Annotated in this window: 15 protein-coding genes and 1 pseudogene; 12 read left to right on the top strand and 4 right to left on the bottom strand. The window is 66.7% G+C overall.

The annotated features are described in order from the left end of the window. Window positions 1-16 precede the first annotated feature (16 nt). Window positions 17-868, top strand: coding sequence for a pseudouridine synthase (locus tag XarjCFBP7645_RS16725; protein ID WP_104538403.1), 852 nt, complete (start codon window positions 17-19; stop codon window positions 866-868). Here XarjCFBP7645_RS16725 and XarjCFBP7645_RS16720 read toward each other — a convergent pair. Beyond that, complete coding sequence (locus tag XarjCFBP7645_RS16720) at window positions 822-1,211, bottom strand: HNH endonuclease (RefSeq protein ID WP_104538402.1); 390 nt, start codon at window positions 1,209-1,211, stop codon at window positions 822-824. The two genes, XarjCFBP7645_RS16725 and XarjCFBP7645_RS16720, sit on opposite strands and share 47 nt — an antisense overlap. Continuing rightward, window positions 1,211-2,419 carry a glycine C-acetyltransferase gene (gene kbl, locus XarjCFBP7645_RS16715; RefSeq protein ID WP_104538401.1) on the bottom strand — a complete coding sequence of 403 codons (1,209 nt, stop codon included), beginning with the start codon at window positions 2,417-2,419 and terminating at the stop codon, window positions 1,211-1,213. Before kbl ends, XarjCFBP7645_RS16720 begins: the two co-directional genes overlap by 1 nt. Window positions 2,420-2,508: 89 nt before the next feature. Here kbl and XarjCFBP7645_RS16710 point away from each other — a divergent pair, with 89 nt between their 5' ends. From XarjCFBP7645_RS16710 to XarjCFBP7645_RS16695, 4 genes are read left to right on the top strand one after another with little or no spacing between them, the layout of a single operon-like run. Next, a complete protein-coding gene (locus tag XarjCFBP7645_RS16710; protein WP_104538400.1) occupies window positions 2,509-3,609 on the top strand; it encodes a sulfate ABC transporter substrate-binding protein in 1,101 nt (366 codons plus the stop codon). A 3-nt stretch (window positions 3,610-3,612) separates the two neighbouring features. Further along, window positions 3,613-4,473 (top strand): sulfate ABC transporter permease subunit CysT, encoded by an 861-nt coding sequence (gene cysT / locus XarjCFBP7645_RS16705; RefSeq protein ID WP_104538399.1) that lies wholly within the window; start codon window positions 3,613-3,615, stop codon window positions 4,471-4,473. Further along, window positions 4,470-5,423: a sulfate ABC transporter permease subunit CysW gene (gene cysW / locus XarjCFBP7645_RS16700; RefSeq protein WP_104538398.1), complete on the top strand. Its 954-nt coding sequence runs from the start codon at window positions 4,470-4,472 to the stop codon at window positions 5,421-5,423. Before cysT ends, cysW begins: the two co-directional genes overlap by 4 nt. Window positions 5,424-5,430: 7 nt before the next feature. Continuing rightward, the gene (locus tag XarjCFBP7645_RS16695) at window positions 5,431-6,462 is read left to right on the top strand and encodes a sulfate/molybdate ABC transporter ATP-binding protein (RefSeq protein WP_104538836.1); all 1,032 of its coding nucleotides are present in this window, start codon (window positions 5,431-5,433) and stop codon (window positions 6,460-6,462) included. Window positions 6,463-7,059: 597 nt separating this feature from the next. On the opposite strand, the gene tdh is transcribed toward XarjCFBP7645_RS16695, so the two are convergent. Together tdh and XarjCFBP7645_RS16680 are read right to left on the bottom strand one after the other, a co-directional pair. Then, entirely contained in the window at window positions 7,060-8,094 is a 1,035-nt protein-coding gene (gene tdh / locus XarjCFBP7645_RS16685; protein WP_181126365.1) for an L-threonine 3-dehydrogenase, read from the bottom strand. A gap of 527 nt (window positions 8,095-8,621) precedes the next feature. Continuing rightward, window positions 8,622-10,967 carry a TonB-dependent receptor gene (locus XarjCFBP7645_RS16680; protein ID WP_104538396.1) on the bottom strand — a complete coding sequence of 782 codons (2,346 nt, stop codon included), beginning with the start codon at window positions 10,965-10,967 and terminating at the stop codon, window positions 8,622-8,624. 194 nt (window positions 10,968-11,161) lie between these two features. Between XarjCFBP7645_RS16680 and XarjCFBP7645_RS16675 the strand changes: the two genes are divergently transcribed. The 7 genes and pseudogenes from XarjCFBP7645_RS16675 (at window position 11,162) to XarjCFBP7645_RS16650 (ending at window position 18,317) form a co-directional block, all read left to right on the top strand. After that, window positions 11,162-13,243 carry a phosphocholine-specific phospholipase C gene (locus XarjCFBP7645_RS16675; protein ID WP_104538395.1) on the top strand — a complete coding sequence of 694 codons (2,082 nt, stop codon included), beginning with the start codon at window positions 11,162-11,164 and terminating at the stop codon, window positions 13,241-13,243. An 11-nt stretch (window positions 13,244-13,254) separates the two neighbouring features. Next, window positions 13,255-13,428 (top strand): annotated as a pseudogene (locus XarjCFBP7645_RS21810) (S46 family peptidase); the annotation flags it as partial. A gap of 105 nt (window positions 13,429-13,533) precedes the next feature. After that, window positions 13,534-14,178: a histidine phosphatase family protein gene (locus XarjCFBP7645_RS16670; protein WP_166774913.1), complete on the top strand. Its 645-nt coding sequence runs from the start codon at window positions 13,534-13,536 to the stop codon at window positions 14,176-14,178. 110 nt (window positions 14,179-14,288) lie between these two features. Then, window positions 14,289-14,777: a hypothetical protein gene (locus XarjCFBP7645_RS16665; protein WP_258079578.1), complete on the top strand. Its 489-nt coding sequence runs from the start codon at window positions 14,289-14,291 to the stop codon at window positions 14,775-14,777. 149 nt (window positions 14,778-14,926) lie between these two features. Further along, complete coding sequence (folC, locus tag XarjCFBP7645_RS16660; protein WP_104538393.1) at window positions 14,927-16,219, top strand: bifunctional tetrahydrofolate synthase/dihydrofolate synthase; 1,293 nt, start codon at window positions 14,927-14,929, stop codon at window positions 16,217-16,219. Window positions 16,220-16,278: 59 nt separating this feature from the next. Further along, on the top strand, window positions 16,279-17,346 hold the full coding sequence (locus XarjCFBP7645_RS16655) for an SPOR domain-containing protein (protein ID WP_104538392.1): 1,068 nt from the start codon (window positions 16,279-16,281) through the stop codon (window positions 17,344-17,346). 224 nt (window positions 17,347-17,570) lie between these two features. Continuing rightward, complete coding sequence (locus XarjCFBP7645_RS16650; protein ID WP_104538391.1) at window positions 17,571-18,317, top strand: CvpA family protein; 747 nt, start codon at window positions 17,571-17,573, stop codon at window positions 18,315-18,317. Window positions 18,318-18,334: the final 17 nt, after the last annotated feature.

The following is an 18,334-nucleotide window of genomic DNA, read 5'->3' as shown; positions in this document are numbered from 1 at the left end:
GCGCGGTCGGGACGGCATGACCCGGCGGCATGCGCCGGCGACGTCCCGGCAGCGCACGCGTGGTCCGGCGGGCCCGTCGCGCGTCTCCACTACGACCGTGGCGACCACCGCGCCACGCCATGGGCTGGCGCGCGTGCTGTCCAAACTGGGTGTGTGTTCGCGTACCGAAGCGGCGCGCTGGATCGCCGACGGGCGAGTCAGCGTGGCGGCACGTGTGGTGCACGATCCCGAATATCCGATCCGTGCCGATCAGCAATCGGCCATCCGTGTCGATGGGCAGCCGTTGGCCGGGCCGGCGCGGTGCTACCTGATGCTCAACAAGCCGCGCGGCGTGGTCACCACCGCACGCGACGAGCAGGGCAGGGACACGGTGTATCGCTGCTTCGATGGCGCCGGCTTGCCGTGGATCGCCCCGGTCGGGCGCTTGGACAAGGCCAGCGAAGGCCTGCTGCTCTTCAGCAACGACCCGCAATGGGCGGCGGCAGTGACCGACCCGGCGACCGGGCCGGACAAGACCTATCACGTGCAGATCGATTGCCGCCCGAGCGCTGCGCAACTGGCGCAGCTGCAGGCCGGCATGATCGACCCCGATCCGGACGGCGAGGGCGTGCTGCTGCGTGCCAAGCGGGTCGGCGTGCTGCGCGAAGGCGAGCGCAATGCGTGGCTGGAGATCGTGCTGGACGAAGGCCGCAATCGGCAGATTCGCCGCTTGTTGGCCGCGGTGGAGATCGGTGTGCTGCGCCTGGTGCGGGTGGCGATCGGGTCGCTGGCGATGGGCGAGCTGGGCAAGGGGACGTGGCGGATGCTCAGCCCAGAGGAAGTCAGTGCGCTGACGGTGGCTCCCGCCAGCGCGCCAGGCGCGCGCTGAGCAAGGCGCTGACCACCTCGACGGCGCGGGCGTCGCCGGCACCATTGGCATCGTGGTGCCGAGCCTTGGCGTGATTGCAGCCGGCACAGGCCAGGGCGAGATTGCGCGCCGCATTCGCATCGTCGCCGACCAGCGCGCACAGTGCCGTCGCCGCGCGACGGCCGAACCAGGCCTGCGGGACCACGTGTTCCAGCGTGGTGTGCCCGTGCGGCTCGCCATCGGCGCGCAGCTGCAGGCGCCGACGGCAATGCAGGCAGCGGGTTTCCCAGTTGCCGTCCAACAGCTGCGCCTGGGTGTCGGTCTGCGCCGCCAGCAGCAGCCGTTGGCGCAGCGCCGTGCGCATCAGTGCTGGATCACGTCGAGTTCGCGCCCGATCTTGATGAACGCGTCGATCGCCTGATCCAGCTGCTCGCGGGTGTGCGCGGCGCTGATCTGGGTACGGATGCGCGCCTGGCCCTTGGGCACCACCGGGAAGAAGAAGCCGATCGCGTAGATGCCTTCTTCCAGCAGCCGCTCGGCGAATCTTTGCGCCAGCGGCGCGTCGTAGAGCATCACCGGGCTGATCGGATGCACGCCGGGCTTGAGGTCGAAGCCGGCGGCGGTCATGCGCGCGCGGAAGTAGCGGGTGTTGTCGACCAGGTGCGTACGCAGCTCGCCGGCGGCTTCCAGCATCTCGAAGGCCTTGATGCCGGCGGCCACCACGTGCGGCGGCAGCGAGTTGGAAAACAGGTAGGGACGCGAGCGCTGGCGCAGCAGTTCGATGACTTCGCGCTTGGCGGTGGTGAAGCCGCCCAGTGCGCCGCCCATCGCTTTGCCCAGCGTGCCGGTGATGATGTCGATCCGGTCCAGCACGCCCTTGACCTCGGCCGAGCCGCGGCCGGTGGCGCCGAGAAAGCCGGTGGCATGGCATTCGTCGATATGCACCAGCGCATTGTATTTGCGGGCGAGGGCGGTGATCTCGTCCAGCGGGGCGATGAAGCCGTCCATCGAGAACACGCCGTCGCTGGTGATCAGCTTGGTCTTGCAGCCGGCCGCATCGGCGGCCTGCAGCTGCGCTTCCAGGTCGGCCATGTCGCAGTTGGCGTAGCGGAAGCGCTTGGCCTTGCACAGGCGAACGCCGTCGATGATCGAGGCGTGGTTGAGCGCGTCGGAAATGATCGCGTCCGCTTCGCCGAGCAGCGGTTCGAACAGGCCGCCGTTGGCATCGAAACAGGCCGCGTAGAGGATGGTGTCCTCGGTGCCGAAGAAGTCGGCAATAGTGCGCTCTAGCTGTTTGTGCAGGTCCTGGGTGCCGCAGATGAAGCGCACCGAGGCCATGCCGAAGCCGTGCGTGTCCAGCGCGTTCTTGGCGGCCTGGATGATGTCTGGGTGGTCGGCCAGGCCCAGATAGTTGTTGGCGCAGAAGTTGAGCACGCTGCGGCCATCGGCCAGGGTGATCCGGGCCGACTGCGGGCCAGTGATGATGCGCTCGGACTTGAACAGGCCCTGGGCCTGGATGGTTTCCAGTTCGGCGGCGTAATGGGCAGTCAGCGCAGCGGGAGCGTTGGTCATGGCGGTCGCAGTGGCAGGAGACGCATGATTTTAACGATCACGGTGGCATACCACTACGTCATGCAAAATCGGCATAAGGTGCGGCCTTGATGTCATTTCACCGCCTGCGTGCCGCTGCGCAGCATGGCATGCTTGCTGTTCAGCTGCGCCCCAACGGTCTGGAGATTGCTGTGACCCACCCCCGCTTCCGTCTTATGGCGACTGTGTTGTGCAGCCTGCTGGTCCTGGCCGGCCCGGCAGGCGCGCGCGACATCGGCCTGCTCAATGTCAGTTACGATCCCACCCGCGAGTTCTACCGCGACTACAACAACGCGTTTGCCGCGCAGTGGAAGCAGCAGCATCCGCAGGACACCGTCACGGTGGAGACCTCGCACGGCGGCTCCGGCAAACAGGCACGTGCGGTGATCGACGGCATCGAGGCCGATGTGGTCACGCTGGCGCTGGCCTACGACGTCGATGCGATCGCCGAAAAAGCCAAGCTGATCGACAGCGACTGGGAAAAGCGCCTGCCCGACAACAGCGCGCCTTACACCTCGACGATCGTGTTCCTGGTGCGCAAGGGCAACCCGAAGAACATCCATGATTGGCCGGACCTGCTGCGCTCCGGCGTGGCGGTGGTGACGCCCAACCCCAAGACCTCCGGTGGCGCGCGCTGGAATTACCTGGCCGCCTGGGCCTATGCCGACCACATCTTCAAGGGCGACCGCGAGCGCATCATGCGCTACATGCAGGCGCTGTTCCGCAACGTGCCGGTGCTGGATACCGGTGCGCGCGGCGCCACCACCACGTTCGTGCAACGTGGCATCGGCGATGTGTTGCTGGCCTGGGAAAACGAGGCCCTGCTGGCACGCGAAGAGCTGGGCAAGGACAAGTTCGAAATCGTGGTGCCCAAGCTGTCGATCCTGGCCGAGCCGTCGGTGGCGCTGGTCGACAAGAACGTCGACAAGCACGGCACCCGCGAGGTGGCCGAGGCCTATCTGCGCTACCTGTACGCGCCGCAGGGGCAGAAGCTGGCGGCCAAGCATTTCTATCGCCCGCGTCATCCGGAATTTGCCGACCCTGCCGACCTGGCAAGGTTCCCGGACATCAAGCTGGTAACCATCCAGGATGCGTTCGGGTCATGGGACAAGGCGCAGCAGGAACACTTCGCCGACGGCGGCGTATTCGATCAGATCCAGGCAAAAAAGTAGGCAATGCCGATGTCGGTTGCACCCCACCCAGCGCCGTCACCGCGCCGACGCGTGATGCCGGGGCTGGGCTTGAGTCTTGGAATCACGCTGACCTGGCTGGGATTGGTCGTGCTGATCCCGCTGCTGGGCGTCTTCATCAAGACCAGCGGATTGGGCTGGGATGGCCTGTGGCGGGTATGGAGCGAGCCGCGCGTGCTGTCGGCGCTGCGGGTGAGCTTCGGCACCGCATTTGCGGCCGGCGCCTTCAATGCGGTGATGGGCACCGGGGTGGCATGGGTGTTCGTGCGCTACAGCTTCCCGGGCAAGCGCTTGTTCGATGCGGTAATCGACCTGCCGTTCGCGTTGCCGACTGCGGTGGCCGGCATCGCGCTGACCGCGTTGTACGGCGGCAACGGCTGGGTCGGGCGTTGGCTGGAGGCGATCGGCATCAAGGTCGCCTACACCCAGTTGGGCATCGTGCTGGCGCTGGTGTTCGTAGGGTTGCCGTTCGTGGTGCGGGTGGTGCAGCCGGTGCTGGCCGAAAGCGAACGCGAGCTGGAAGCGGCCGCCGCCACGCTGGGCGCGTCGCGTTGGCAGACCGTGTGGCGGGTGGTGCTGCCGGGACTGTGGCCGGCGGTCCTGACCGGATTTGCGCTGGCGTTCGCGCGTGGGGTTGGCGAGTACGGTTCGGTGATCTTCATTGCCGGCAACCTGCCCAATTCCACCGAGATCGCACCGCTGCTGATCACCATCCGGCTGGAAGAGTTCGACTACGCCGGTGCCACCGCGATTGCCGCGGCGATGCTGCTGCTGTCGTTCGTGGTCCTGCTGGTGGTCAATACGCTGCAGGCACGCCTGCTGCGTTATCAACGGAGGACTGCATGAACGATGCTGTTTCGCCGCTGCCCGCCATGTTGCACACCCGCCAGATGACCGAACAGGCGCGCCGCATCACCGAGTCGGCCACCAACGAGCCGCGTTGGGTGCAGTGGTTGATGATTGCGGGGGCGCTGCTGTTTCTGCTGGCGTTTTTGTTGCTGCCGTTGGTGCTGGTGTTCGCCGAGGCGCTGCGCGGTGGCTGGGACACCTTCCTGCGCGCGATCGTCGACCCGGACGCGTTGTCGGCGATCAGGCTGACCCTGATCGTCACTGCCATCGTGCTGCCGCTGAATCTGGTGTTCGGCGTGGCGGCGGCGTGGGCCGTCAGCAAGCATCGATTTCCCGGCAAACGCTTGCTGATCAGCCTGATCGACCTGCCGTTCTCGGTATCGCCGGTGGTGGCGGGTCTGATCTTCGTGCTGATCTTCGGCCGCAGTGGCTGGGCATGGCCGTTGATCGACGAAGGCTGGCGGCTGCAGTTGCCGTTCTTTGGCGAGATGCTGATCCAGCTGCCGCGCATCGTGTTTGCGTTGCCCGGCATCGTGCTGGCGACGACTTTCGTCACGTTCCCGTTCATCGCGCGCGAGCTGATGCCACTGATGGAACAGCAAGGCAGCGACGAAGAACTGGCTGCATTGAGCCTGGGCGCCAACGGCTGGCAGATGTTCTGGCGGGTGACCTTGCCGAACATCCGCTGGGGCCTGCTGTACGGCGTGTTGCTGTGCGCGGCGCGTGCTATGGGCGAGTTTGGTGCAGTGTCGGTGGTGTCCGGGCATATCCGCGGGCGTACCAACACGCTGCCCTTGCACGTGGAAATTCTCTACAACGAATACGCCTACAGCGCCGCGTTCGCGTGTGCCTCGTTGCTGGCGCTGACCGCGCTGCTGACGCTGGCGCTGAAGACGTATCTGGAATGGCGGCATGGCGATTCGCTTGCCGCCAACCACCGACATTGAGGTGAACATGGGCATCCGCATCCACCGCCTGCGCAAGCAGTTCGATACGTTTACCGCGTTGGACGACATCACCCTGGACGTGCGTCAGGGCGAGTTGCTGGCCTTGCTGGGGCCGTCCGGTTCGGGCAAGACCACCTTGCTGCGGATCATGGCCGGGCTGGAGCATGCCAATGGCGGGCAGGTGCTGTTCGGCGACGAAGACGCCACCCGCATGAGCGTGCAGTCGCGCCGGGTCGGCTTCGTGTTTCAGCATTACGCGCTGTTCAAGCATATGGACGTGTTCGAAAACATCGCCTTCGGCCTGCGGGTGCGACGCGGTCCCGAGCGCTGGGCCGAAGCGCGTATCCGCGCACGTGTGGAGGAGCTGCTTGCGTTGGTGCAGTTGCAGGGTCTGGAGCAGCGCTATCCCACCCAGCTGTCCGGCGGTCAGCGGCAGCGCGTGGCGTTGGCGCGCGCGCTGGCGATCGAGCCGCGCGTGCTGCTGCTGGACGAGCCGTTCGGTGCGCTGGATGCGCAGGTGCGCCGCGACCTGCGCCGCTGGCTACGCGAGCTGCACGAACGGACCGGCCTGACCACGGTGTTCGTCACCCACGACCAGGAAGAGGCGCTGGAGCTGGCCGACCGGGTGGCGATCCTCAACCGTGGCCGTATCGAGCAGCTCGACACGCCGGCGATGATCTACGACAAGCCGGCCTCGCCGTTCGTGTATTCGTTCGTGGGTGCGGTGAACCGCATTCCCGGTGTGTTGGCGCAAGGCCAGATCCAGGTCGCCGGGCATGCCTTGCCGGCAGCCGACACCGCGCTGGCGGCCGGCCCGGTAGAGGTCTACGTGCGGCCGGAAGATCTGGTGCCGGACGACGCTGGATGGCCGGCCACGGTGGCCTGGTCGCAGCGCAGCGGTGCGCGTCTGCGTCTGCGCGCAACGCTGGAGCCGGCTGGTAATGAAATAGAAGTGGAGCTGCCGGCATCGGCGGGGAGCTTTCAGCCCGGGCAGCAGTTGTTGCTGGCCGCGCGGCATTTTGGCGTGTTCCCAGCCTGATTGAGGCTGGGATTGATGATTCGGATTGGCAGCGATGCGCTTGGCCTTAGCAAATCCCGTGCGGAGCTGGCGTCTATACCTTCTCGTTGAGTGAGGTAGATATGACTACAACGACTTCGGCGTGAATGGTGGCAAGGCCTTCGGTCCGCAGGGGCTTGAACGTGGGCTATTACGACACCAGCGAGCGCAAGTACGTCCATGTAGGCTCTTACGCGGCATCCATGTCGCGTATGGCCCCGCGACGGTAGGCGGACAAGGGCCCGTCGAGATGGTCGGTGGGTGTGGTGCGAGCAGGCACAACGTCCGCTGCTCGGATAACGCCGCGTCCAGTCGTGTTACTAATGCAAGCGGATCGACGGACAAGCTTTCAAGCAGCAACCCACCAACTCTCGGGCGGTGTCCTTGCCGGTTGCGGGACCCTCGGCGCCATGGATGCCGCCACGAAGCCTCCAGGAACGGATTCACGGCCTGTCCCGAGTGCGGCAAGTGCGCCGCGCGCTCGACCAGTGAGCTTTGCCTGTTGCGTCAGCTGCGCTCTGAAGATGGACACACAAGAGGCGCCTTGCGGCGCCTTTTGTGTTGAAACGCATTGGCCGATCAGTTCCAGCTCAACACGACCTTGCCGGCCTTGCCTTCTTCCATCAGGTCGAAACCCTTCTGGAAGTCGTCGATCGGCAATTGATGGGTCAGCACCTTGTGCAGCGGGAAGCCCGATAGCACCAGTTGCGTCATCTTGTACCAGGTCTCGTACATCTTGCGGCCGTAGATGCCTTGCACGGTGAGGCCCTTGAAGATGATCTTGTCCCAGTCGCAACCGGCGCCGCGCGGCATGATGCCGAGCATGGCGATCTTGCCGCCGTGGTACATGCAGTCGAGCATGTCATTGAAGGCGCGCGGATTGCCGCTCATTTCCAGGCCCACGTCGAAGCCTTCCATGTGCAGGTCGGCCATCACTTCCTTGAGCGAGGTCTTGGATACGTTGACCACGCGCGTGGCGCCCATGTCGGCCGCCAGCTTGAGGCGGAAGTCGTTGACGTCGGTAACCACCACATTGCGCGCACCGATGTGCTTGCAGATGCCAGCTGCAATGATGCCGATCGGGCCGGCGCCGGTGATCAGCACGTCCTCGCCGATCACGTCGAATTCCAGCGCGCAATGCGCAGCGTTGCCGTAAGGGTCGAAGAACGCGGCCAGTTCGGAGGGAATCTGGTCGGGGATCGGCCACAGGTTGCTGGCCGGCATCACCATGTATTCGGCGAAGGCGCCGTTGACGTTGACGCCGATGCCGACCGTGTTCGGGCACAGGTGCGGGCGGCCGCCGCGGCAGTTGCGGCAATGCCCGCAGACGATGTGGCCTTCGGCCGACACGCGCTGGCCGACCTGGTAGCCGGTCACCGCCGAACCGAGCTCGGCCACGCGGCCGACGAACTCATGGCCGATGGTCAGGCCGGGCTTGATGGTGCGCTGGCTCCATTCGTCCCACAGGTAGACATGCAGATCGGTGCCGCAGATTGCGGTCTTTTCCAGCTTGATCAGCACCTCGTTGGGGCCGGGGCTGGGGACGGCGACCTGTTCCAGCCAGATGCCCTTGTTCGCTTCGCGCTTGACCAGCGCCTTCATCGTCTGCGCCATCTGGCGGGACCTGCTGAGTGAAAGTAAGGCGCCGATTATATGCGGCGCGAGGTCGGTGCCATGCGGCGGTGCGGGAATGGCGGTGTTGGCCGACACGGATCATGGCGGGTTAGGGCCGGTGCCGCCCGTCTCCCATCGGAAGAAGATGGCGCGCAACGCCGGATGCGGGGGCGAGCGACGCCTCGTGCGGTTGGAATACACAAGAGCTTCGCACCGTACCCTCACCCCAACCCCTCTCCCGAAGGGAGAGGAGCTTTGATCTTCCTTCTCCCTCCGGGACATTGGCCTCTTCACGAGGCGAAGGTGGCGCAAAGCGCCGGATGAAGGGCGCCTCGAGATCTGTCACCGCCTGCGACGGCAAGCGCGTCGCCACGCGTCGCCAGGGTGAATCGTCGGCGTCACCCTCACCCTCAAAACCCCCGCTCCGCGCCCCTGCCCGCTCTGGCAGCGGGGCGCTCTAAGGCGCGTGCCGGTGGCGCGCAAGCCGTGCCTTCCCGTCCCGGGGAGAGGCAAAGGGCGCCAGCGACTCAGAACTTCACATCCAGACTCATGAAGGTCTGCCGCGGTGCGCCGACCACCATGGTCTGGTTGTAGCCATCCGGATCGGAGGCGACGTAGCCGTTGGTGCCGGTGCTGGCGAAATAGCGCTTGTCGGTGAGGTTGGTGATGTTGAGCGCCAGCGCCACGTCGGCCACCCCGCCCACGCGACCGAAGTCGTAACGCGCGCCCGCATTGAACAGCCAGTACGAGGGCACCTGCGAATCGTTCAGGAAGGTGATGTAGCGCTTGTCGACGTACTTGCCGTCCAGATCCAGGCGCAGTTTGCCGAGCTGGTAGCTGGCGCTGGAGGAGAACATCAACGCGGGGATGCCGACCACGTCCTTGCCGGAGGTGGCGACCACGCCGTTGTTGAGGTAATCGTCTTGATAACGCGAGCGGTTCCACGACAATGAGTTCAACCAGCTCAGGCCTTCCAGCGGGCGCCACATCAAGGCCAGGTCGGCACCCGCGCTATGCACGGCGCCGACATTGCTCAGGATCGCCGCGCAGGTCTGCACCGCGGTGCACGGCGAAGTGGTCAACAAGCGGTTGGAGAACTTGGTGAAGTAGGCGTCGGCCGAGAGCTGGAACTGCGCATCCTGCACGCGGTAACCCACCTGCACGGTCTGTGATTCTTCCGGTTCCAGCGTGGAACGGCTGCGATCGAAGGCGGCCTGCGAGGTGCCGAACGGAGTGAAGCCGAAGGCGGCGATGTTCTTGCTGTAGGAGGCGTACAGGTCCTGGCGCTCGTCCAGCTTGTAGTTCACGCCGACCTGCGGCAGGAAGTTGTCCTCGGCACGGATACGGCCCTGCGCCAGTGCGGTGGTCGGCACCAGCGATTGTGCGCGCGTGGTGGTGCTGAGCGCCTTTGCGCCGTAGTTGAGGGTCAGTCGATCGTCGAGCAGGCGCACGGTGTCCTGCAGGTACAGCATGCGGGTCTGGGTGGTATAGCGCTGCAGGAAATCGCGACGGAACGGGGTCTGCACTTCGTACACGTCGTACAGCGAGGTGTAGCCCTCGTTGCCGAGCGCAAAGTAGTTGCGCTGCTGCGTGGTACGTGCGTTTTCCGCCCACAGGCCCGCTTCCAGATCGTGGTTGCCCCACGACCATTTCAGTGCGCTGGTCCCGCCATAACGATCCAGGCCGTAGTCGGTGGTGCGCATGGACAGCGGAACCTGCGCAGACGTCGGTACATACGGCGTTACCCACTGACCTTCGCCACGATTGCCGTGGTAGTAGCCGGTGGCATCCAGGGTGGCGCCGCCGAACACGAACGTGCCCGACAGCCCGGCAAGGTTGTCGCGGCGCAGGCCGCCGCCGGCGTAGTAGCTGGCATCGAGCCAGCTGTAATCGTCGGGCAGCCCGGCCAGCGATTGCGGATAGCCGTTGGCCACGCCGCTGGTGGCACCGGTGTTCTGATACGCACGCGCCATCTGTACCGCCGTGGCCCAATCCGGCTGCAGATAGTCGTAGTCCCAGCCCAGCGCGCGCTGGCTGGTCAACGACAGGTCCATGTAGTCGTACTCCTTGCGCCGCGAGGTATCCACGAACAGGCTCAGACGGTTGCCGTCGCCCCACTGGTAGACGGTCTTGAGGTTGGCCTGCTCGGACTGCTGGTCGCCGAAGCCTTTCCATTTGTCGGTACTGGCATTGGCATAAGACAGGTACGCCGACAGGCCGTTGCGATCGCCGGTGTCGCCGCGCACGAAGGTGCGGCGCGTGGCATCGCTGCCGACCGTCTGCACCAGGCGCAGGCCGGGCGTGGTCTGCGGGTCGGCCGAGTAGAACTGCATGGTGCCGCCGAGATTGGTGTTGGATGCAGTGCCGAGCGCGCCGGCGCCTTGCGCGATTTCCACCGAGCCGAGGTTTTCCGAAATGATGGCGCGGGTGATATGCAGGCCGTTGGTGACGCCGTAGCTCATGTTGCCGAGCGGAATGCCATCAAGCGTGTAACCCAGGCGGCTCTGATCGAAGCCATGCAGGGTCACCTGCGTGGACCACTCGTAGGTGCCGAACGGATCGGCCGACTGGAACTGCACGCCCGGCAGTTTTTCCACCGCCTTGAAGGCGCTGCTGCCCGGTGTCAGCTGCTCGATGTCCTGCCGGCTGATGCGCTGGACCTGGCGGGTGCTGCCTTGCGACACCACGTTGATCGCATCCAGCTGGGTGGCATTGGTGGCGGCATCGGCCGCGGTGACCGGGGCATCGGCTACCGGCGCGTCTGCACCGGCAACCGGGTCGGCCGCCGGTGTGGCGGCAGAGGCGATGACGGGAAGCAGCGCGGCCAGGGCAAGCGCCAGCGGAGTGACATGGAAACGGCGAGCGGAAGTCATGGGGGAATCCTGTTCGAGCACGGCTGAGGGCAACGCACGGTGCAGGACCGGCGTTTCGCGACGCAGGGTGTCAACGACGTATGAAACATTGATGACGGGGGCTGTCGCAAAACTGTCGTGCTTGCCCGCTATACGTGTGGTACCCAGCCGCGCTGCGCGGCGATGTACACGTATTTCCTGCAGGTCCCATAGCCATGACGTCCTCCCCCTCGCGCCGCGATTTCCTCAAGCGCGTCGCCGCGCTCACTGCCGCCGGCGTCTTGCCGTCCTCGATCGGCCGCGCACTCGCGCTGCCGGCCAACTCGCGCACCGGCACGCTGCGCGACATCGAACACGTGGTGATCCTGATGCAGGAAAACCGCTCCTTCGATCATTACTTCGGTGTGCTGCGCGGCGTGCGTGGCTTCGGTGATCCGCGTCCGTTGCAGCTGCGCGACGGTCACCCGGTATGGAGCCAGCCGGCCGCAGACGGGCGTCGCCTGCTGCCGTTCGCTTTTAATTCGCAAGACACCTGCGCGCCGTTGATCAAGAGCCTGGATCATTCGTGGAAAGCCGGCCACGGGCAGGACCCGGCACGCTGGGCCGAGTACGACGCCTGGGTGCCGTACAAGGGCGAATTGACGATGGGGTATTTCCAGCGTCACGACATCCCGTACTACCACGCGCTGGCCGATGCGTTCACCATTTGCGATGCTTACTTCTGTTCGCTGCACGGGCCGACCAATCCCAATCGCATGTACCTGTTCACCGGCACCAGCGGCCCGAGCGTGGGCAATCTCGGCGCGCAGGCGGTGACCAATGCCGACGATGGCAACTGGACCGCCGACATGGCGCGCGACAAGCCCGGCTATGCCGCGATGGACTGGACCACCTATGCGCAACGCCTGCAGGCCGCAGGCGTGGACTGGCGCGTGTACCAGGAGTACGACAACTTCGGCTGCAACTCGCTGGCGTATTTTTCGCACTACCGCGATCTGCACCCTAGCGACGAACGTTATCGACGCGCACGTGCCTGCGTGCCCGGGTCCACTGCAGACAATGCCGCCACCACGCAGGCCGAGCATCTGATCGCCGCAATCGCCGCCGATGTGCAGGCCGATCGCTTGCCGCAGGTGTCCTGGATCGTGCCGCCCACCGCGTACTGCGAACATCCGGAAGCGCCGCCGGCCTACGGCGAATCGCTGGTGGCGCGCTTGATCGACGCGCTCACCGCCAATCCGCAGGTGTGGGCGAAGACCGCGTTGATCATCAACTACGACGAGAACGACGGCTTCTTCGATCACGTGCCCGCAGCGCTGCCGGCCCTGGACGCGCGCATGGGGCGCAGCAATGTCGATACGCGCGGGGAGGTCTACGAGGGCGTGCCGATGGGCTTGGGCATCCGCGTGCCGATGCTGGTGATCTCGCCCTGGACGCGCGGTGGCTGGGTCAATTCGCAGGTGTTCGATCACACCTCGGTGCTGCGCTTGCTGGAACGTCGCTTCGGTGTGGCCGAACCCAACATCAGCCCGTGGCGTCGCGCCGTCAGTGGCGATCTGACCAGCGTGTTCGATTTCCGCAAGCCGGACGATTCGGCACTGAGCGCATTGCCGTCGGTCGACGACTACCGCGCGCGCACCGCTGCGGTGCGCAGCAAGCCGCTACCGGTGCCGCCGGCCCGGCCCAGCATGCCGCGACAGGAGCCGGGACAACGTCCGGCACGCGCGCTGCCGTATGCCTTGCACGTGCATGCGCGCGTGCAGGACGAAAGCGGCGTGCAGCTGCAGTTCGTCAACAGCGGCGCCGCGGCGGCCGCGTTCAATGTCTACACCAGCGCTGCCAGCGGCGGCCCGTGGTACTACACCGTGTTGCCCGGCACCCGGCTCGACGATGTGCCGGCCGGCGCTGCGCATGACGGCGCCTATGCGTTGAGCGTGCATGGACCCAATGGCTTCCTGCGCGAATTCGCTGGCGACCTCGCTGCAGCCGGGACGCAATCGGCAGCGCCGTGGTTGGAGGCGCGGCAGGATGGCGACGTGCTGGTGCTTGAAATTGGCAACGCCGGGCAGCAGCCGTGCACCCTGCAGCTGCGCGCGCTGGACTACGCAGATCCGGCCGTGCGGTCGTTGCATCTGGCCGCAGGTCAACGTCAGACCGTGCGTCTGGCGCTTGCTGCCAGTGATCACTGGTACGACGTGGTGCTGGAACAACCGGGAGCCGCATTCCGCCGCCGCCTGGCCGGGCATCTGGAAACAGGCAGGCCCAGCCGCAGCGATCCGGCATTCGGGCGCGCCTGAGCCGGCGCCGGCCAGTGATGGACGCGCAGGGCAGGCGGGTCGGCCTGGCCTTCGACGGCAGCTGGGAGTCGGTAAGCAGCAGCTGGGTCTTCGATCCTGCGATGACGCGCATGAGCGCCTCGGATAGCCGGTATTTGCGCTGGGTCATGACGGAAGTCGCTCCGGCGCAGCTGTTGCAGGAACTTCCGGGTGCGCTGACGCGGGCAGCCGGCACCGCAGCGGGAGGGGTTATCATGCGCTCCCGTTTCGCTGCGGCGAGCCGGCCCCTTCCCCCAAGGAATCTCTCGCGCATGCGCATCCTGCTTGCCCGTCACGGCGAGACGCCGTGGAACGCCGAAGGCCGTTACCAGGGCCAGATCGATATCCCGCTGTCGCCGGTCGGCGAAGGCCAGGCCGCCGCGCTCGGCGCGCGGCTGCAGTCGTTGCAGATCACCCGCGCGGTGGCGTCGCCGCTGTCGCGTGCGCAGGCCACCGCCAGGCTGGCGCTGGGCAACGACCGCGAACGCCTGCTGCAGACCGATGCGGACCTGCAGGAAATCGCCCACGGCGAATGGGAAGGCCTGCTGGCCAGCGAGATCAACGACAAGGATCCGGCACGTCTGCGCGCCTGGCGCGACGAGCCCGATACCGTGCTGATGCCCGGCGGCGAATCCCTGCGGCAGGTGCTGGATCGCAGCTGGCGCGGCCTGGCGCGCGCGGCCGAAGGCCTGGGCGCCGACGACACCTTGCTGGTGGTCGCGCACGATGCGGTCAACCGCGTGATCCTGTGCAAGATCCTGGGCCTGCCGCTGTCCCGGCTGTGGACCTTCCGGCAGGCGCCGACCACGCTCAACCTGCTCGAAGGCGAGGACGTGGATCACCTGGAAGTGGTGCGGCTCAACGACTGCGCGCACCACACGCCGTTCTTCGGTGAAGCCAAGCATCGGGCGCTGTAAGGCAATGCTCGGCACGGACGCTGGATGAGGCTGTGGTCCGTCATATCGGCACGATTGCCAAGTGGCCCAAGGCGTTTCGGTACGCTGCGTTGGGCAGTGTGTCCGGCCTGTTGGCGCTGGGCGCGTTCTCCGACTTCATTCCCGCACCTTTCCTGTCCGGTCGGGCCTGGATAGCGCCGATGTTGCTGGCGGGAAGCGGATTGACGGTGTTGATCGTCGCGCCGGCCTATCGCATCGGCGGGTGGAAGGCGGTCGTCGGCAAGCAGCTGTTCAACACCATGCTGGCGATCTGCCTGGCGCCGCCGCTCTTGGGATTGCTGTGCTGGCTGGTGCTGGCCAGAGGCGGACCCTGGGTCTACACCCGCATCGTCGGCGTCGATTTCGAACAAACGCATGTCATGCAGACCACCTCCATGCCCAACGCGCGGGCGTGCAAATACCGCTTGAGTGGCGGGCCGCTCGCGCATCGTTTCCCGGGCCATCTGTGCATCGACGAATCGCTGTATCGGCGTCATCCCGAGCAGCGTGTCTCGGTGCTGTTGCGCGGTCAACGCTCGGTGTTGGGCATGCGCATTGCATCCATTTCCGATGTCCCTTGAATGCGGGCGACAGCGCTCCCCAGTTGCTCGCTGAGGCGCGCGCACCCTGTCGATTCACGTGATGGCGCGCGATCTTCAGGCATGCCTGGTGATGTGCGCTGCACGCCGGCAAACGGCGATAATGCGGTTCTTCTCGCATAGCCCTGACCGTGAACGCGACCGACTCCCTCTCCGACTGGCTCGCCTACATCGAGCAGCAGCATCCGCAGAACATCGCCATGGGCCTGGAGCGCGTGCGCGAGGTCGCTGCGCGGTTGCAGATTGAAGCGCCAGCCAGGCATGTCATTGTCGTAGGCGGCACTAATGGCAAAGGCTCCACCGTGGCCTTTATCGAGGCGATCGCGCAGGCCGCCGGCTGGAAGGTGGGCAGCTACACCTCGCCACATCTGCTGCGCTACAACGAGCGCGTGCGCATCGACGGCAACGAGGCCGGCGACGCGCAACTGGTGGACGCCTTTGCCGCCGTCGAGGCGGCGCGTGGCCAGACCGCACTGACGTATTTCGAATATGGCACGCTGGCGGCGCTGTGGCTGCTGCAGCGCTCCGGGCTGGATCTGGCGGTGCTGGAAATCGGCTTGGGCGGGCGCCTGGATGCGGTCAACCTCATTGATTCGGATGTGGCGGTGATCACCACCGTGGACATCGACCACACCGATTGGCTGGGCGAGGACCGCGAGGCGATCGGCACCGAGAAGGCCGGCATCATCCGCGCCTGGAAGCCGGTGGTGCTGGGCGAAATTGACCCACCGTCGAGCGTGTTGCGGCGGGCCTACCAGGTGGGCGCCAATGCGATCCGCGCCGGCAGCGATTATTTCTTCGAGCCGATCGAGGCGCAGCACTCGGACGCGCCGCAGTGGCGCTGGCGCGATGTCGCGGTGACCTTGGAGCTGCCGATGCCGGCCTTGCAGGCGCCGGTGCAACTGGCCAACGCCGCGGCGGCGATCGCCGCGCTGCAGGCCCTGCCGGCGGACCTGCCCGAGGCCGCCTGGGCGCAGGGCATTGCCAATGCACGGGTGGCCGGGCGCCTGCAGCGCAGCGACATCGATGGCGTGCAGGTGCTGCTGGATGTCGGCCACAACCCGCAGGCCGCGCGCGCGCTGGCCGATGCACTCGGCGCGCAGGCGCACACCGGCAGCACCCATGCGATCTACGCCGCACTGGCGGACAAGGATGTGCTGGGCGTGGTGGAGGCGGTGGCCGCGCAGGTCGACCATTGGACCCTGGCCGGGCTGGATGGCGCACGTGGGCAGTCGGCGCAGGCCCTGCAGGCCCGTCTGCAGGGCAGTGCCGCAGCGCAGGCGGCCTGCCATGGCGATGTGGCGGGCGCACTGCGCGCGGTGCTGGCGCAGGCCTCACCGGGCGATCGGGTGCTGGTGTTCGGCTCGTTTCAGACTGTTGCCGACGCGCTAAACGCACTTCGTTCAGTCCACCCGGGTCGGTAGCCCGGCTGCGGCCTTATAATCGCCGCGGCATCCCGCCACGCCGCCTCTCGTCTCTTTACGTGGATACTGCTCTGAAACAGCGACTGATTGGCGCCATCGTCCTGGTGGCGCTTGCCGTGATCTTCCTGCCGATGCTGGTCAAGGGCCCTGCGCCGTCGAGCGGCGTGGCCGATGTGCCGCTGGAGGCGCCTGCCGCACCGGCCAATGGCGAGTTCGAAACCCGCGAATTGCCGCTGGTCACCCCGGGCGATGCGCCGGCCGGTGGCGCGCTGGGCATGCGCGGCGGCGCCCCGGCGCCGGCTGCGGTGCAGGACAACCCGGATGCGGCCGACCTGGCCAACCCGTCCAGCGCGCCGTCGGCGCCTGAGGTGGCGGCCGGCAACTACGCGGTCAACTTCGGCGCCTACGCCACCAGCGCCGACGCCGACGCGGTGCTGGCGCGGCTCAAGCAGGCGCAGCTGCCCGGTTTCAGCGAAAAGACCCAGATCAACGGCCGCCCGGCCTGGCGCGTGCGCGTGGGGCCGTATGTCGACCAGGCGCAGGCCGAATCGGCGCGCCTGCAGGCAGTGAAGGTGCGCAGCGACGTCAACGCCCAGGTGGTGACGCTGGATGCCAACGCCGCCGCGCCAGCGCCTGCAGCCAGCACACCGGCGCCGGCACCGGCCGCCAAGCCCAACAGCAGCGTGGCCGCCGCCAGCACCGCCGCCCCGACCAGGACCGAGAGCCTGCCACCGGAGCCGGCCAAACCGGTGGCCGCCACGCCCAAGCCGGCCGAAGCGCCCACGCCTGCACCGGCCAAGCCGGAGGCGGCGAAAACGGAGCCTGCCAAGCCCGAGCCTGCCAAGCCGGTCGTCGCGGCACCTGCCGCGCCGGCAGCCCCTGCGGCCAGTTCGGTCGGCTTTGCGGTGCAGTTGGGCGCCTTCGGTCGCGCCGAAGACGCCGACGCCTTGCGCGACCGCGTGCGCGCCGCCGGCTTCAGCGCCTTTGTCGAGCAGGTGCGTACCGACAAGGGCGCGCTCAACCGTGTGCGTGTCGGCCCGGTAGCCAACCGCAGCGATGCCGAACAGTTGCGTGCGCAGGTGGCGGCCAAGGTCGGCATTTCCGGCATGGTGCGTCCGCATCCGTAAACCACCGCGCCGCCATCGGGCGGGCGCGGTGCATGCTGGAGATCGGCATGACGGTCGGTCCGCTGCGCGCAGTGCGGCCCGTCCGCTGCACGCCTGATCGCCGCTTGCGTGGTATCGCCAGCGGCGAGCGGATTTCCTGATCGCCTCACGCCCATGGAGGGGAGCGCAATGAACACCAAGCCAGGTTGGACCAGCGGCACGACTGCCGCGCGGAGAAGTGGGCAATGATCGACATGGTGCTGGGCGTCATCATCCTGGTGTCGGCCCTGTTGGGCTTGCTGCGCGGGTTTGTCGCGATCGTGGTCGGCACGCTGTCGTGGTTGCTGGCAGGCTGGGCGACGTTCCAGTTCGGCGGCCCGGCCGCGGGCTGGATTGCCGACGGCAAGCACCCGTCGGCCACCGAATCGTTTGGCGGCTACGCGATGGTGTTCGTCGGCGTGCTGATCACCGTGGCGGTGACCGGCATGGTGATCCGCGCTGGCGTGGACGCGGTGCGTCTGGGCGGGATGGACCGCATGCTCGGGTTCGGCCTGGGCCTGGTGCGCGGCGGCTTTCTGGCCAGTGTGCTGGTGCTGCTGATGAGCTTCACGCCGCTGCCGCGCGAGGCTTCCTGGCGCCAGTCGATGCTGATGCCGATGCTGTCGCCGGGCGCGAGCTGGATGCGGGCGCAACTGCCGGCCTGGCGGATGCCGTCGATGGACATGCCATCGATGGAACTTGGCAACTTGCCAACGGAGTTGGGGAAGTTGCCCTCGGCAGGCGATAATACGGACCTGGGCAAGGCGCTGTCCGGGTCCGGTCTGAGCGACACCATCACGCGTGCGCTCGGGCAACCCGGTAAAGCCGCCAGCGACGGACGCGATCCGGCGCAGGCGATGCCGGCCAATATCGATCCGGCGCAGGTTCGCGGCGGAGAAAGCGACCCAGCCCGGGTCGAGTCCCAAGGCCAGGCACGGCCCCCTTCACAGTAACGGCGCAAGCCGTAGCG

The sequence above is a fragment of the Xanthomonas arboricola genome (assembly GCF_002940665.1).
GTDB lineage: Bacteria > Pseudomonadota > Gammaproteobacteria > Xanthomonadales > Xanthomonadaceae > Xanthomonas > Xanthomonas arboricola_B.
This window is presented reverse-complemented; position numbering and strand designations above follow the sequence as displayed.